This window comes from Nocardia wallacei, assembly GCF_014466955.1.
Taxonomy (GTDB): Bacteria; Actinomycetota; Actinomycetes; order Mycobacteriales; family Mycobacteriaceae; genus Nocardia; species Nocardia wallacei.
Window position 1 is genome coordinate 4,768,098 of sequence record NZ_AP023396.1, and the last position, 15,567, is coordinate 4,783,664.

Here is a 15,567-nt window from a genome sequence, read left to right on the forward strand (position 1 = left end):
TCCCGGCTCAGTCCGCGTACGCGTCCAGGGGTGGGCAGGAGCAGACCAGGTTGCGGTCGCCGTACGCGCCGTCGATGCGACGGACGGCGGGCCAGATCTTGGGGCGGGGGTGCGCCACGCCCTGGGGGAAGACGGCGGTCTCGCGGGAGTACGGGTGCGGCCAGTCGCCGACGAGGCAGGCGGTGGTGTGCGGGGCGCCGCGCAGCGGGCTGTCCTCGACCGGCCAGGCGCCCGCGGCGACCTGGTCGATCTCGCCCTTGATGGCGATCATGGCGTCGATGAAAGCGTCCAGCTCGTCGAGATTCTCGCTCTCGGTGGGCTCCACCATGAGCGTGCCCGCGACCGGGAAGCTCATCGTCGGGGCGTGAAAACCGTAGTCCGCCAGGCGTTTCGCCACATCGTCCACGGTGACGCCGGTGCGCCTGGTGATCTCGCGCAGGTCGAGAATGCACTCGTGCGCGACAGTGCCGTCCGCGCCGGTATACAGCACCGGGTAGTGCGAATCGAGCCGCCGCGCAATGTAATTGGCGGAGGCGATGGCGGTGAGGGTGGCCCGCCGCAGCCCCTCGGCGCCCATCATGCGGATATAGGCCCAGGTGATCGGCAGGATCGAGGCCGAACCATAGCGCGCCGCCGAGACCGCGTGCGAGCCCGTCTCCAGCGGATCGCCGGGCAGGTATCGCGCCAGATGCTCGCGCACCGCCACCGGCCCCACGCCGGGTCCGCCGCCACCGTGCGGGATGCAGAACGTCTTGTGCAGGTTCAGGTGCGACACATCGCCACCGAACCGGCCCGGGCGGGCAAGTCCCACCAGGGCATTCAGGTTCGCGCCGTCGACGTACACCTGTCCCCCGGCCTCGTGCACCAGCGCGCACAGCTCGGCCACCTCGTGTTCGTACACACCGTGGGTGGAGGGGTAGGTGATCATGATGCAGGCCAGCCGGTCGGCGTGGTCGGCGATCTTGGCGCGCAGGTCGTCGAGGTCGACGTCCCCGTTCTCGCGGCACTTCACCACCTCGACCCGCAGCCCGGCCATGGCCGCCGAGGCGGCGTTGGTGCCGTGCGCGCTGGAGGGGATCAGGCACGTATCCCGGTGTGTGTCACCGCGATCCAGGTGATAGCGGCGGATGGCGAGCAGTCCGGCGTACTCGCCCTGGCTGCCGGCGTTGGGTTGCAGGCTGACCCGGTCGTAACCGGTGAGGGCCGCCAGCCAGGACTCCAGGTCCTCGATCACCCGCAGCAGGCCCGGCACATCCTCCACCGGCGCATACGGGTGCAGGCGCGCGAATCCCGGCCACGTGATCGGTTCCATCTCCGCGGTGGCGTTGAGCTTCATGGTGCACGACCCGAGCGGAATCATGCTGCGGTCCAACGCGATATCCTTGTCCGACAGCTGCCGCAGGTAGCGCAGCATGGCGGTCTCGGTGTGGTACCGGGTGAACGCCGGATGGGTCAGATACGGCGAGGTGCGCGTCTCGATCGAGGGCAGGCCCGGCGCACCCGGTTCCGCGGCGCCGCTGCCGAAGGAGTCGAGCACGACAGCGACGTGCGCCTCGGTGGTCGCCTCGTCGCACGCCACCGCGACATGATCGCCGTCGACCAGGCGCAGATTCACCCCGCGTCCCTTGGCCTTGGCCACCACGGCCTCCGCGCCGCCGGGCACGTGCACCAGCACCGTGTCGAAGAACCGTTCGTGCACAACGGCTTCGCCGAGCCCGGCCGCCAGTCGCTCGGCGTGCCGGTGCACCCGCCGCGCGATGGCCCGCAGCCCGTCGGCGCCGTGATAACTGGCATACATCGCCGCCACGATCGCCAGCAGCACCTGTGCCGTGCAGATGTTGGAGGTCGCCTTCTCACGGCGGATGTGCTGCTCGCGGGTCTGCAGCGCCAGCCGGTAGGCGAGGTGGCCGTCGGCGTCCTTGGACACCCCGACCAGCCGCCCCGGCAGCTGCCGCGCATGCGCCGACCGCACGGCGAGAAAGCCCGCGTGCGGGCCGCCGAATCCGAGCGGCACACCGAAACGCTGTGTGGTGCCGAAACATACGTCGGCGCCCTGCTCACCCGGCGGCGTGATCAATGTCATGGCCAGCAGGTCGGCGCCTGCGGCCACGAGCGCACCGCGCTCGTGCGCCGCGGCGATCAGATCGGTCCAGTCGGTGATGCGTCCCGAGGCGCCGGGCACCTGCACCAGCACCCCGAAGAAGTCCCCCTCGGGCAGCGTGCCCCCAGCCAGTTCCGCCTCGACGATCTCGATGCCGAGCGGCTCGGCGCGGGTCTGCAGCACCGTGCGGGTCTGTGGGAAGAGATCGGCGTCGATCAGCAACCGGGCCGATGTGCTGGTCCGGTTGGCCCGCCGCAGCAGCGTCATCGCCTCCGCGGCCGCCGTCGCCTCGTCCAGCATGGAGGCATTGGCCACTTCCATGCCGGTCAGGTCCGACACCATGGTCTGGAAGTTCAGCAGCGCCTCCAGCCGCCCCTGGCTGATCTCGGGCTGGTACGGCGTGTAGGCGGTGTACCAGGCCGGATTCTCCAGCAGATTGCGGACCAGGACCGGCGGGGTCAGCGTGTCGTAGTAGCCCAGCCCGATCATGGACGCGGCCACGGTGTTCGAGTGCGCGAGCGCCGCCAGTTCGTCGAGCACCTCGTGCTCGGACGCGGCCTGCGGCAAAACACACAGGCCGTTGCCCGCCGGGGCGTCGAGAATGCTCGCCGGGACGGCGAGATCCGCCAGCGCGTCCAGCGATTCGATGCCGACGGTGTCGAGGATCCGGGTAATGGCGTCGGCGTCGGGGCCGATATGACGGTCGGCGAAGGAACGGGTCACGGCAGCAGCTCCCAGGGGTCGGGCGGAGGTCGACGGCGTCGTCGACGACTTCGGGCCCTCCCCCTCTGTCGTGGCGCCTGAGAGATTCAGGGCCCGGCGGCGTGCGGGCACGACGCGCGGACGCCCTTTCCCCATGGGCGGATGGCCTGCGTTGTGCGCAGCCATCTCTTTCCAGAGGCGTCGATGGTCCGTGCGGTCCCTGATGCCTGAGAGATTGACGGGGAGGTGCTGCTCCTTCGGCGCCCGGGGCGGACCCGGGACTCTCCCGCACGGCGGCGACGCACTCGTCAGTTTATGCGGAACCGGATGTCCGGCGTGTTACCGACCCGGACAGCTGCCCGGCTTCACTATCCCGTCTTGCGGTTCATCCGCGCCTTGCGGCGGTAGGCCAGCTCGTCCTCCGGACGGTCGCTGGCGGTGCTGACCTCGGCCCGCTCGGCCGGGAAGTTCGCGATCGCGCCCGTCAGTTCGCGCATGGCGCCGCTGACCGCGATACCGAATACACCCTGGCCGCCTTGCAGTAAATCGACGACCTCTTCCGGGGAGGTGCACTCGTAGACGCTGGTGCCGTCGGAGAACAGGGTGATGCCCGCCAGATCCTCGACACCGCGGCTGCGCAGATGATCGACGGCGATGCGGATGTTCTGCAACGAGATGCCGGCGTCCAGGAGCCGCTTGACGATCTTGAGGACCAGAATGTCCTTGAAGGAGTAGAGCCGCTGGCTGCCGGAGCCGGTGGCACTGCGAATCGACGGAACGACCAGGCCGGTGCGGGCCCAATAGTCCAGCTGGCGGTAGGTGATACCCGCCACCTGGCACGCGCTCGGAACCCGGTAACCCACCAGATCGTCGGGCACCGAATCGTCGGGGAACAGTCCTGGTTGCACCGCCGCGGCGGGCCGCGCATCAGATCCAGTCTGCTGTGGTTCGTCTCCCACTGACTACTCCCTCACTGCTTCCGCCGGTGCGAACAACGGCCTAACTGTCGAGGCTACTCCCTCGATTGTCCCGGCAGCAGCGGCACCGGACCAAGCTTCGCGTGCGGCGTGTTTCTCGACCTCTACCTGAGGGTTAAATCACATCGATGACCGGCGGGATAGGTGACTTCGACGTTCAGCTGTCGGTGGCCTTGAAATCGTCCGGCGAGACCGACTCGAGGAACTCCTTGAACTTCTCGACCTCGTCCTCGCGCTCGTCGGGCATCACCAGGCCCGCCTCCTCCAGCACCGGCTCCTCGGCATAGATCGGGCAACCCACGCGCAACGCGATAGCGACCGAATCCGACGGCCGGGCCGAGATGCGCAGATCGTTCTCGAAGACGAGATCCGCGTAGAACGTGCCCTCCTGCAGATCCACGATTCGGACCTCCTTGAGGGTGTGCCCCAGTTCGTGGATGAGGATCTTGATCAGGTCGTGGGTCAACGGGCGGATGGGCGTGACGCCCTCCTGCTCCAGGACGATCGACGTCGCCTCCGCCTGCCCGATCCAGATCGGTAGGTACCTGTCGCCGTCCACCTCGCGGAGCAGCAGCACGGGCTGGTTCTGGGGCTGCTCGACACGGATGCCGATCACACGCATTTCACTCATCGCACTGCCTCCCATGCTCGCCGACCCTCCCCACGGGCACGATGGGGTCGGCCGTATCACCGAGTCTAGGCGAAGAATTCAGCTACCGAGCGCGGCGCGCACCGCGGTCTTCACGAGGCTGGTGTGCAGCGTCAGCGACAGCGCCGCCAGCTCTCGTACCGTCTCCTCCGCGCGGGCGCGCGCGTCGGCGTCACGCCCCTTGGCTATCGGCGCGGCGATCTGGGCGACCATCGCCGCCTCCCGGTCGGCCGCCAATTTGAACGCGCGCAGATGCCGCGCCTCCAAACCGAATTCGCTCAGCGCCTTGGCGGTACGCGCCAGCGTCACCGCCTCGGTGTCGAAGAAACCGGCCGCACCCGGAGTGATCAGATTGGCGCGGATCAGTTCGGCGAGGAATTTCTCATCGATACCGGCCTGCTGGAGCAGATCGGTTCGGGTGATGCGGATTTCGTGGTCGAACCGCAACTCTTCGGGCGACACCTCACCGGGAACCACACCGAGCCTCCGGGGCGGGGTCAGATTGGATGTGGGTGCGGCGCCGGGCACACGCCCCGGCGCCGCCGCACCGGCCCCGTCGGCCGCCCGGGCGCGCGCCTCGCGCACCCCGAGCGTCGCAGCGCCACTGTCGATCGCCTCCAACTGCTCCTTGATCACCTTCAACGGCAGGTACTGGTCGCGCTGGGCGGTGAGGACGAACCTCAGCCGCTCGACATCGGCGACGGAGAACCTGCGATAGCCCGAGGGCGTGCGCTCCGGGCTGACCAGCCCCTCGGATTCGAGGAAGCGGATCTTCGAGATGGTGATGTCCGGGAAATCCGGACGCAGCAGGTCCAGCACGGAGCCGATCGACATCCCTCCGCGGGTCCACTGCGCTGCGCCTGTCATGTCTGCGACCGACCCGCTAGAGCGCGCCCGCGGATTCGTTCTGGGCGGGGCGTGGTCCGGTCAGGAAGACGAGCCGGAACTTGCCGATCTGTACCTCGTCGCCGTTCTGCAGCTCCGAGGAGTCCACCGGCTCCCGGTTGACGTAGGTGCCGTTCAGGCTGCCCACGTCGACGACCTGGAAGGTGTCGTCGTCCTGGCGGAACTCCGCGTGGCGGCGGGAGACGGTGACATCGTCGAGAAAGATGTCGCTGTCGGGGTGACGTCCTGCCGAGGTCGTCGGCTGGTCCAACAGGAACCGCGAGCCCGCGTTCGGTCCGCGCTTGACCACCAGGAGGGCGGCACCCGGGGGCAGGCCCTCGACCCCTTGCACCGGCTGGTCGCCGGTTGCCTCACCGGAGCGCGACGCGTCGACCTCGTTGAGGAAGTCAGCGCGGAACACCGATGTGGTCTCGGCCGCGCTCTCCCCGTAACCCGGGTCTTTGTTCTCGCTCACCCTTGCTCTCCTCCTCGAACCGATTATCCGTACCGGCATCGCGATGCCGTCCCTGCCGTCACCCAACGCGACCGGCTGTCGCGCCCTTGGAGATTCCGGCACCGGCCGCCGGCACTTCTGTTGGCATTGACCGTACCCTGCCAGGGCGATCCCGTGCAGGTAGAACTGTGAAGGCCGCTTCAGCCCCCGATAACTCCTTGATAACCTGCGGCATCGAGCAGATCGGCGAGCGTCGCGTCCAGTTTCGCGGCGTCGTCGACCTCGAGTTCGAACATCCAGCCCTCCCCGTACGGATCGCTGTTGAGCGTCTCCGGCGCGGAGTCCAAATCCTCGTTCACCGCAACGACTTTCGCGCCCAGCGGGGCGTAGATGTCGGACACGCTCTTGGTCGATTCCACCTCCGCGATCCCGTCGCCCGCCGCGACCTCGCTGTCGACTGCGGGCAGCTGCACGAAGACGACGTCACCGAGCTGTGATTGGGCGTAGTCGGTGATGCCCACCCGCACCCGGGTAGGGCCGACCCGCAGCACCCATTCGTGCTCCTCGGTGTACCGCAAATCCTCGGGAAGGTCGGTCACAGGTGCAGTCCTTTCACGGGCGTCCTCTCTCCGGCGTCGTGATCACTGTATCGGCTCGTGCGTTCCCTGCCGCACCGCCGGTATCGCCCGGGACACCGCCAGCGCCTTGCCGAGGTACAGGACCCCGGTCCAGAGGTAGGCCGCCGTACCCCAGATCAACAGTGCCCACCCGAAGGCCCGGCTGAAACCCGCGGCCGCCCAATCCATCTGTCCGGCCAGCAGCCACGGCAACGCCGACATCAGCGCGAAGGTGGCCGCCTTGCCCAGATAGATCACCTCCGGCGGCGGCAGCCCGCGGCGGCGGTAGATCGGCAGCACTGCCGCCAGCACCAGATCCCGCCCGATCAGCAGCACCACGAACGGCCACGGCAGGATGCCGCGCACCAGCAGCCCGAGCACGGTGGCGACCAGATACAGCCGATCCACGAACGGGTCCAGCAACGCGCCCAGCCGCGAGTACTGGTCCAGCAGCCGCGCGAGCTTGCCGTCGAGGAAGTCGGTGAAACCGCTGACCACCAGCAGCGCGAACGCCCAGCCGTCGGCATGTTCGACCAGCAGCAGCCACAGCAGCACCGGGACACCGATCAGCCGCAGCACGCTGAGCACGTTCGGCACGGTGAGAATCCGGTCCGCGCGGGCGTCGGCCTGGAGGTCCGGGGGTTCGCTCGTCACAGCTGTTGCTTACCCGAAACGGCACAACAGCGCCATACGGGCGCGCGCTGAGGCGGCCGGGCGGGCAGGATATGTTCCGGGGCAGCTGCGGCAGGTGAAAGAATGAGTCGCAAATCGTTTCATTGCGGTGCGGTGGATTGAGAGGAAGACATGCCCGACTTCGACTACGACGTGGTGGTGATCGGCTCCGGATTCGGCGGGAGCGTGAGCGCGCTGCGGCTGACCGAGAAGGGCTACCGGGTGGCGGTGCTCGAATCCGGGCGCCGCTGGCCGGCCGAGGCCATTCCGAAGACGAATTGGAATGTGCGCAAATCGATCTGGGCGCCGCGGCTGGGCCTGACCGGACCGCAGCGCATCAGTCTGCTCGGCAAGTGCGCGGTGTTCTCCGCCTCCGGGGTGGGCGGCGGATCGCTGATCTACGGCAACACCCTCTACGAGCCGCTGCCCGCGTTCTATCGCGACCGGCAGTGGGCCCACATCACCGACTGGAAAGCCGAGCTGGCGCCGTACTACGACCAGGCCCAGCGGATGCTCGGGGTGGCGCCGAACCCGCGGATGACGCCCGCCGACGAGGTGATTCGCTCGATCGCCGACGACATGGGCGTCCTCGACACCTTCCACGCCACGAACGTGGGCGTGTTCTTCAACGAGCCGGATCCGGGCACCGAGGTCGACGATCCGTACTTCGGTGGCGTCGGCCCGCGCCGCAGCGGCTGCATCCACTGCGCGCGCTGCTTCACCGGCTGCCCGCACAACGCCAAGAACACCACCCCCACCAACTACCTCTACCTCGCCGAGCAGGCCGGTGCGAAGGTGTTCGAGCTGACCACCGCCACCAAGGTGCGGCCGATGCTCGGCGGCGGCTACGCCATCGAGACCAAGCGCTCCGATCGCTGGGTTCGCAAGCAGCGCAGGACCTTTACCGCCGAGCAGGTGGTGTTCGCGGCGGCCGCGCTGGGCACCCAGAAGCTGCTGCACAAGATGCGTGACGAGAAGGTGCTGCCGAATCTGTCGCCACGGCTGGGCGAGCTGACCCGCAGCAATTCCGAGGCCATCCTGAACGTGGTGAGCCGGGATCGGTCCGATTTCGCGGAGGGCATCGCCATCACCTCCTCCATCCACCCCGAGCCCGACACCCACGTCGAGGTGTGCCACTACGGCAAGGGACAGAACGCACTGTTCCCGCTGTCGGCGCCGATCGTCGACGGCGGCGCGTTCCGGTTCCTGCGCTTCCTGCTGGCGATGGTGACGCAGCCGGCGGTGTTCCTGCGCAGCCTCAATGCCCGGCGCGCGTCGGAGAAGTCGGTGATCCTGCTGGTGATGCAGTCGCTGGACAACTCGCTCACCTCGTTCCGGCGCTGGGGGCAGCTGAAGACGAAACAGGGTACGGGACAACCGAATCCGACGTGGATTCCGCTGGCGCACGAGGTGGGCCGCCGGTTCGGCGAGAAGGTGAACGGCGATGTGCAGGGGCTGGTGATGGACGTGTTCAATATCCCGGCGACCGCGCACTACATCGGCGGCTGTGTGATCGGCGAGACGCCGGAGACCGGCGTGGTCGACCCGTACCAGCGGGTCTTCGGCCATCCGGGGCTGCACGTCGCCGACGGTTCGGCGGTGACGGCGAACCTGGGCGTGAACCCGTCGCTGACCATCACCGCGCAGGCCGAGCGCGCGATGGCGTTCTGGCCCAACAAGGGTGCGGCCGACCCGCGCCCCGAGCTGGGGCAGCCGTATCGCCGGATCCGGCCGGTGGCGCCCGTGCAGCCGACCGTTCCCGACTGGGCGCCCGGGGCACTGCGGCTGCCGATCACCCCGGCCGGTCCGGCGGTGCCCACGGCCTGACGCGCGCCGGTCGCCCACCGATCCGGCGCGGGCCCTTATGCTTTCGGGGGACAAGTGTCGACGGGAAGGGCTGATCGCCAATGCTCGTGCGAGTGCAGAATGCCGCCGGCACCTTGGCCGAGCGGACGCTGGTCGATTGGCTGCGTACCTGGAAGGGCCCGGGTGATCCGCACGGCGTGGCCACGGTGAACTGCAGCCTGTTCCATGCCGATCGGCTCCATCAGTTCGACGCGGTGATCTGGACGCCGACCAGCTGCGTGATCATCGAGGCCGAGGCGCTCGCGGAGCGGGCGAGCGGTGAGCTGGAGGTGCCGTTGAACGGTCCCTGGCGGGTCGCCAACCAGATCGTGACGCTCGAGGGCGGGGACCGCCGCCCGCCGCTGGACAAGGCGCGCGACCACACCTACGCGCTGCAGAGCTGGCTGGCCGAGCGCGGTCTCGGGCAGCGGGTGGTGAGCGGGGTCGTGCTGGTGGTACCGCCCAACGGCTCGGACCTGCGCATCCGTCAGCTGTGGAGCGATCCCAGTTTCGAGGTGGTGCTCGGTGACGATCCCCGGCGGCTGGCCGACTACCTGCACACGCTCGCCTCGCAGGGCCGCGCGCAGTGGACGCCCACCGATATCGCGATGACCTTCCGCGGGCTCGGCCTGCTGCCGTATCTGCCCGCGCCGCAGGATCTCGAGCACGAGGGCTTCGGCGGTCCGGTGGACATCACGCTCTGGTACGGCGGCCCGCAGCAGGCCCAGGCCGAGGCGTACCTGGAGCAGAAGACGCAGGCCGAGCAGGCCTACGCCGGTCCGCTGGCGATCACGATGCCGTGGTACAGCCCGTGGAAGCTGTATCCGAAAGAGGCCGAGCGGGTCGATTTCGGGCGCGGATTCCTGCGCATCGCCCTGGCGATCGGCATGCTGATCGCCTTCGCGTGGGTGCTGTGGTTCGTGATCTCGCTGGTGCTCACCTACGGTCCCGGCTGATCGGTCCCAGCGCCGCGTACATCGCCGTCACGAGGGCGATCGCCGCGGCCGTCCCGCCGAGAATATCGGTCGGATAGTGATAGCCGAGCCCGACCATGCCCACGGCCACACCCGCCAGCAGCACCGCGGCCACGGCGACCTGCGCGGCCCGGATCCGCTGATCCTCGGCGAGCAGCACGAAAGCCGTTGCGATGGCGACGAAGTGGACGGTGTGACCGCTCGGATACGCCAGGTAATCCTGTAATGGCCTGTCCCACAGCGGTTTCAGCACCCACGTATTGACCGCCACCGCGACTTCCGGCGCCACGAGCAGGAACCCGGCCCGCCACCACTCCCGCCGCACCCCGTACCCCACCACACCGATCACCAACACCGGCAACAACACATAGGCGTTACTGGGCACCACCAACCCCTCGAACACCCCCGGATGCGCCCCCAACCCCGCCCGCACCCACTCCCCCACCACCCGATCGAACCCCGTCGCCCCACCACCGGGAAATGTCAGCGGCAACAGCACCACGACGAGCACCCCGGCCCCCACAGCCGCGACCAACCCACCCCACCGCACCCCAGCAACACCCGAACAATTCACCGCTCGAAGATAACGACCCACTCCACCCTTGAACCCTTCCCCCGCCAGCCCTCACACCCCCACCCGGCCCAAACCACATCCCGCCACTCCCCCACCCCATTCGGACCACCCCACATCCCCGACCATCCGGCCACCACATCCCGCCCTCCGGACGCGCACAACATCCTCGCCCGAGCCCACATCACATCCCACTCCCCAAGCCCGCAACATCCGCTCACCCGAACACTCACCACGTCCCGCAACCCAGACGCGCACAACATCCGCTCACCCGGGCGCACGCCACGTCCCTCAGCCGCGCCCGCACAACGCCATCTGGGCGCGCACTGCATTCAGCTACCCGAGCGCACTACATCCGTCGCCGTGCCAGCACTATTCCCTGTCATCCCGGCACGCTTTTCGCCGGGATGACAGGGCACCGCGAAACCCCTTGCCGCTCACATGCCCTGGTGGACGCTCGCGTCGTCGAGCATGGCCGCGTGGAGGAGGGCATCGGGGACGCCGAGGGCCTCCACCAGGGTGGTGGAGTGGGGGCGGAGGCGGTCGACCAGTTCGTTGACACCGCGGCGGACGGCCTTGGCGCGTTCGACCGACATGAAGCGGTGCATGATGTACCACGCCTGGTTCTGTTCGAGCGAGGAGTAGACGAACAGGTCGCACACCGTCTCGGCGAGTTCGCGGGCATCGGGATCGTCGATGCCGGCGATGCCCTCGATGAACGCCTCCAGCACCAGCCGGTCGATATGCGCCTCGCCCGCCGCGAGGATGTGGTCCTGGGCATTGTTGAACGCCTCGAACGGCCCGGTCTCCTTGGCCCGCGCCTGCAGCCGGTGCGCGGCCGTGCGAACCAGATAGTCCTCGCGGTCGGCGAACAGCTGCAGCTGCACGGAGCGGCGGGCCAGATCGCCGTCGTCCACGCCGCTGTCGGAGCGGTCCCGCAGCCGCTGGATGAGCTGCCGCACGCCGGTGCCCTGGCGCACCACGTCACGACCCATGGTGGCGGCGAACCGCACCCAGCCCAGCGCGTCCAGATCGCGGACCTCGTCGGCGTAGGCGGTGAGCAGTTCCTTGGCCACCAGCTGGGTGAGCACCACGTTGTCACCCTCGAAGGTGGTGAACACGTCGGTGTCGGCCTTCAGTGTCACCAGCCGGTTCTCGGTGAGATACCCTGCGCCGCCGCAACATTCGCGGCACTCCTGGATGGCCCGGGTGGCGTGGCGGGTCTGCGCGACCTTCAGGCCCGCCGCGCGCTTCTCCAGCGCCCGCTGCGAACTGGGGTTGAGATCCTGCCCGGTCTGGACCGCGTGCATGCGCCGCACCAGGTCGTTCTGCGCGAACGACAGCGCGAACGCCCGCGCCACGTGCGGCAGCAGCCGCCGCTGATGGCTGCGGTAGTCCAGCAGCAGGACCTCCTCGCCGCTGTCGGGATCGTCGAACTGGCGGCGGCGGTCGGCGTAGCGCAACGCGATGCTCAATGCCACCCGCGCGCCCGCCGCGGCCGCGCCACCGACGCTGATCCGCCCGCGCACCAGCGTGCCGAGCGTGGTGAAGAAGCGACGGCTGGGGTTGTCGATCTCGGAGTGGTAGGTGCCGTCGGGCGCGACATCGGCGTAGCGGTTGAGCAGGTTCTCGCGCGGGATCCGCACGCGGTCGAACACGATCCGCCCGTTGTCGACGCCGGGCAGCCCGCCCTTGAGCCCGCAGTCGGAGGTCGTGACGCCGGGCAGGTCGCGGCCCTGCTCGTCGCGGATCGGGACCAGGAAGCAGTGCACGCCCCGGCTCTCGCTCCCGGTGATCAGCTGCGCGAACACCGCGGCCATCCGGGCGTGCTCGGCGGCGCCGCCGATGTAGTCCTTGCGCGCGGAGTCGGTGGGACTGTGCACCACGAATTCCTGGGTGGCCGGGTCGTAGGTGGCGGTGGTCTCCAGATTTGCCACGTCGCTGCCGTGCCCGGACTCGGTCATCGCGAAACAGCCCAGCAGATCCAGCGACAGCAACCGCTTCACGACGTCGCGATGGCGGTCGGTGCCGAGGTTCTCCACCGCGCCGCCGAACAGACCCCACTGCACGCCCGCCTTCACCCACAGCGACAGATCGGTGTAGGCGAGCATCTCCAGCCCGGTCACCGCGCCGCCCGGGTCACCGGAACCGCCGTTCTCGAGCCGGAAACCCTTTTCGGCCAAACCGAATTCGGCCACCAAGCGCATCTGGTCGAGTACCCGCGCGCGGGCGGCGCGGTAGTCGAGGTACGGATCGCCGAACAGGCGGTCGTCGCACAACTGCTCGCGCGCCTGCTCGCGAATGTCGCGCCAAGGTCCGTCGAGGGCCGCTCGCAAGTGGTCCGCGGTCGAGTTCTCAGTGCCCATAACCCGACGATAGCCGCCCACGCGCGCCTTAATCCGGACCGTAACCCACGACACCCCGGGCACTCGCCACGCACTACTCCCCGGCGCCGCGGTCGGTGCCGCCGAAAGCCAACTCCACCAATGCCTTTGCGGTCTCGGTACCGGTTCCCGAGCGCCGCCGGGCAGTGCGCCCGCGGGCGCCGGGGTAACGGTCGGGTATCGGGCGTGGGTCGGCCAGGTAATGCCGAATTCGCCACACCTCGAGCCGGGCCGTTACCGAGCTACGACGCCGCGTACCCGGCTCGACCTGCGGATTTACCCGAAATGCCGGTCACGTTGTGTCCGGACCGTGATCACCGGTGCGCAGCACGGAGGCTGACGGATTGCGGGGCAGCATCTACCTTGCAGGGTGTGAGCGAAGAGGTCGATACGGAAATCATCCGTGACGCGCCGCCGCATCCGCGGACGTCGGGCGTGCGACGCGCGCTGACCAAGTTCGCCGGCAGACTGGTCGCCGAGCGTCAGGCCACGGTCGACGCCGTGGTGCAGGCCCCCGCGCCGCTGCAGCCCATCGACCTCACCGACGACGCCCGCGTCACCCAGGTCCTCGATCTGGCCGAGCGCGTGGGCGAGGTGGTGCTGGCCTCGGGCACCGGTGTCACCGACACCATGACCCAGGTCGAGTTCATCGCCGCCACATACGGTTTGGCACAGTGCGATATCGACGTCACCTACAATTCGATCCGTATCTCCGCCGACCGCGGCCCCACGCTGCCGCCGGCCAGCACCATGCGGATCGTGAACTACCGCTCGCTGGACTTCACCCGGCTGGCGGCCGTCGACCGGCTCACCCGCCGCATCCGCCGCGAGCTGGTGCCGCCGGAGGAGGCGCTGGCGGCGCTCGAGGAGATCACGACCGCGCCGCACCCCTACAACCGCTGGGTCGCGACGTTCGGGTGGTCGCTGATGGCGGCCTCGATCGCGCTGCTGCTCGGCGGAGGCGTCCTGCTCGCCTCGATCAGCTTTCTGGCCACCGCGGCCATCGACCGCACCAACCGCTGGCTGAACCGGCGCGGGCTGCCGTTCTTCTTCCAGCACATGATGGGCGGGGCCATCGCCACGGTGCCGGCGATTCTGCTGAACACCTTCGGCGGCCGGATCGAGGCGAATTCCTCGCTGATCGTGGCGGCCGGTATCACCGTGCTGCTCAGTGGGCTGAGTCTGGTCGGTTCGGTCGAGGACGCCATCACCGGCGCGCCCATCACCGCCGCGGCGCGCATGCTGGAGCTGCTCGTCATGACGGGCGGCATCATCGCCGGTGTGGCGCTCGCGCTGCGGGCCGCGGAGTTGCTCAACGCGTCCTCGCCCCACATCGATATGTCGTCGTCGTCCTACGACATCACCAATCTGCCGGTGAAGCTGATCGCCGGCGCCGTGGCGTCGCTGGCGTTCGCGCTGGCCTGCTACGCGGAGCGGCGCGCGCTCGCGGCGGCGGCGCTCAGCGGTATGGCGGCGACGGTGTGCTATCTGTTCGTGCAGTACGCCGATTTCGGCCCGGTGGTGTCCTCCGGTGTGGCCGCGACCGTCGTCGGTCTGGCCGGTGGTCTGATGGCCCGCCGCGCACTCACCCCGCCGCTGGTCGTGGCGGTCGCCGGGATCACCCCGCTGCTACCGGGTCTGAAGGTCTACCGCGGCCTCGCCGCACTGCTCAACGACCAGCAACTGCTCGGCCTCAACCAGATGCTCGCCGCCTTCGGCGTCGCCTGCGCCCTCGCCGCGGGCGTCACCCTCGGCGAATGGATGGCCCGCTTCCTCCGCCAGCCCCGAATCCTCCGCCGATTCCAGGGCATCCGCCGCCCGGTCCTGGACACGATGAACTGAGGACGACGGACATGGGCACCCTCAGGCCGACACGCTGAACTGAAGACAGCGGACATGAGCACCCTCCGGCCGACACGGTGAACCGAAGACAGCGGACACGGACGCTGTCAGGCAGCCACGGTGAACTGAGGACGGCGCGCTCGGGCACTGTCAGGCAGCGGAGAGGCCGATGGTGCGGGCCAGGTCGGCGAGGGTGGCGTCGAAGAGAGCGTCCGAATCGCGGACGGGGATGGGGTAGTTGCCGAAGACCTCGAGGGTCACGTGGCCGTAGAGGCGGGCCCAGAACGTGATCATGAGGTAGGTGACGCCGAGGTCGAGTTTCTCGGCGGGGAACTTCTGGCCCGATTCGGCCAGTACCGCGAGCAGTTCGGTCTGGAAGCCGATCAGATCCTCGCGCAGCGCGTCGGGGATGACATCGGTTGCGGGCGTGACGATGTCGTAGGTGGTGAGCAGCCGCCCGGCCGCCTGCAGGAAGATGCGGCCGAACGGCTCGTCGAATTGCCGCAGGGCGCTGGGCACATCACCGGTGGGCGAGGCGAACACCAGGGTGAACTCCCTGGCGTGCGCCAGTGCCCAGTGCCGGAAGCCCTTGCAGATAGCGAACAATTGCACCACCCCGTCGTCGGGCAGCGCCGCCACCTGGGTGGCGAGCTCGGCGGCGAGGTCGGCGCAGATGTCGCTGCGCAGGGCCGCGACCAGATCGTCGCGCGAGGAGTAGTACCGGTACAGCGCGGGCGCGGTGATACCCAGATCGCGCGCGATGGCGCGCAGGGTCACCGCCTCCGGACCTTGTTCCACCAGCAGCGTTCTGGCCACCCGCCGGATGTCGGCGTCGCTCACCGCGGGCATCCGTCCCCGGCGTGCGGGTTGCTTCATGTCCTACCCCTCGACGAA

At 68.9% G+C, this 15,567-nt stretch carries 13 protein-coding genes and 1 riboswitch; of the genes, 3 read left to right on the top strand and 10 right to left on the bottom strand.

The window, feature by feature from the left end; all coding sequences use genetic code 11:
• Positions 1-7 precede the first annotated feature (7 nt).
• From gcvP to NWFMUON74_RS20935, 7 genes are all read right to left on the bottom strand, one after another.
• Positions 8-2,824 (bottom strand): aminomethyl-transferring glycine dehydrogenase, encoded by a 2,817-nt coding sequence (gene gcvP / locus NWFMUON74_RS20905; RefSeq protein ID WP_232110485.1) that lies wholly within the window; start codon positions 2,822-2,824, stop codon positions 8-10.
• A gap of 183 nt (positions 2,825-3,007) precedes the next feature.
• Positions 3,008-3,102, bottom strand: a riboswitch (glycine riboswitch).
• A 69-nt stretch (positions 3,103-3,171) separates the two neighbouring features.
• A complete protein-coding gene (locus tag NWFMUON74_RS20910; protein ID WP_269475287.1) occupies positions 3,172-3,762 on the bottom strand; it encodes a MerR family transcriptional regulator in 591 nt (196 codons plus the stop codon).
• Between the two features lie 175 nt (positions 3,763-3,937).
• Positions 3,938-4,411, bottom strand: coding sequence for a bifunctional nuclease family protein (locus NWFMUON74_RS20915; protein ID WP_187683532.1), 474 nt, complete (start codon positions 4,409-4,411; stop codon positions 3,938-3,940).
• 78 nt (positions 4,412-4,489) lie between these two features.
• A complete protein-coding gene (gene ftsR / locus NWFMUON74_RS20920; RefSeq protein ID WP_425300690.1) occupies positions 4,490-5,296 on the bottom strand; it encodes a transcriptional regulator FtsR in 807 nt (268 codons plus the stop codon).
• A gap of 16 nt (positions 5,297-5,312) precedes the next feature.
• Entirely contained in the window at positions 5,313-5,789 is a 477-nt protein-coding gene (gene odhI / locus NWFMUON74_RS20925; RefSeq protein WP_187683534.1) for an oxoglutarate dehydrogenase inhibitor Odhl, read from the bottom strand.
• A gap of 179 nt (positions 5,790-5,968) precedes the next feature.
• Positions 5,969-6,367, bottom strand: coding sequence for a glycine cleavage system protein GcvH (gene gcvH, locus NWFMUON74_RS20930; protein ID WP_187683535.1), 399 nt, complete (start codon positions 6,365-6,367; stop codon positions 5,969-5,971).
• 42 nt (positions 6,368-6,409) lie between these two features.
• Positions 6,410-7,039 carry a CDP-alcohol phosphatidyltransferase family protein gene (locus NWFMUON74_RS20935; protein WP_187683536.1) on the bottom strand — a complete coding sequence of 210 codons (630 nt, stop codon included), beginning with the start codon at positions 7,037-7,039 and terminating at the stop codon, positions 6,410-6,412.
• A gap of 150 nt (positions 7,040-7,189) precedes the next feature.
• Here NWFMUON74_RS20935 and NWFMUON74_RS20940 point away from each other — a divergent pair, with 150 nt between their 5' ends.
• On the top strand, positions 7,190-8,884 hold the full coding sequence (locus NWFMUON74_RS20940) for a GMC oxidoreductase (protein ID WP_187683537.1): 1,695 nt from the start codon (positions 7,190-7,192) through the stop codon (positions 8,882-8,884).
• A gap of 92 nt (positions 8,885-8,976) precedes the next feature.
• Positions 8,977-9,858 (top strand): nuclease-related domain-containing protein, encoded by an 882-nt coding sequence (locus NWFMUON74_RS20945; RefSeq protein WP_232110486.1) that lies wholly within the window; start codon positions 8,977-8,979, stop codon positions 9,856-9,858.
• Here the strand turns inward: NWFMUON74_RS20945 and NWFMUON74_RS20950 are convergent.
• Together NWFMUON74_RS20950 and NWFMUON74_RS20955 are read right to left on the bottom strand one after the other, a co-directional pair.
• Positions 9,839-10,411 carry a phosphatase PAP2 family protein gene (locus NWFMUON74_RS20950; protein ID WP_187683539.1) on the bottom strand — a complete coding sequence of 191 codons (573 nt, stop codon included), beginning with the start codon at positions 10,409-10,411 and terminating at the stop codon, positions 9,839-9,841. The genes NWFMUON74_RS20945 and NWFMUON74_RS20950 overlap by 20 nt on opposite strands.
• Positions 10,412-10,884: 473 nt before the next feature.
• Positions 10,885-12,813, bottom strand: coding sequence for an acyl-CoA dehydrogenase family protein (locus NWFMUON74_RS20955; protein ID WP_187683540.1), 1,929 nt, complete (start codon positions 12,811-12,813; stop codon positions 10,885-10,887).
• Positions 12,814-13,266: 453 nt separating this feature from the next.
• On the opposite strand from NWFMUON74_RS20955, the gene NWFMUON74_RS20960 reads away from it, so the two are divergent.
• Positions 13,267-14,673, top strand: a complete 1,407-nt coding sequence (locus NWFMUON74_RS20960; protein ID WP_425300521.1) for a threonine/serine exporter family protein — start codon at positions 13,267-13,269, stop codon at positions 14,671-14,673.
• 150 nt (positions 14,674-14,823) lie between these two features.
• Here NWFMUON74_RS20960 and NWFMUON74_RS20965 read toward each other — a convergent pair whose 3' ends face one another.
• A complete protein-coding gene (locus tag NWFMUON74_RS20965) occupies positions 14,824-15,549 on the bottom strand; it encodes a TetR/AcrR family transcriptional regulator (RefSeq protein WP_187683542.1) in 726 nt (241 codons plus the stop codon).
• Between the last annotated feature and the right edge of the window lie 18 nt (positions 15,550-15,567).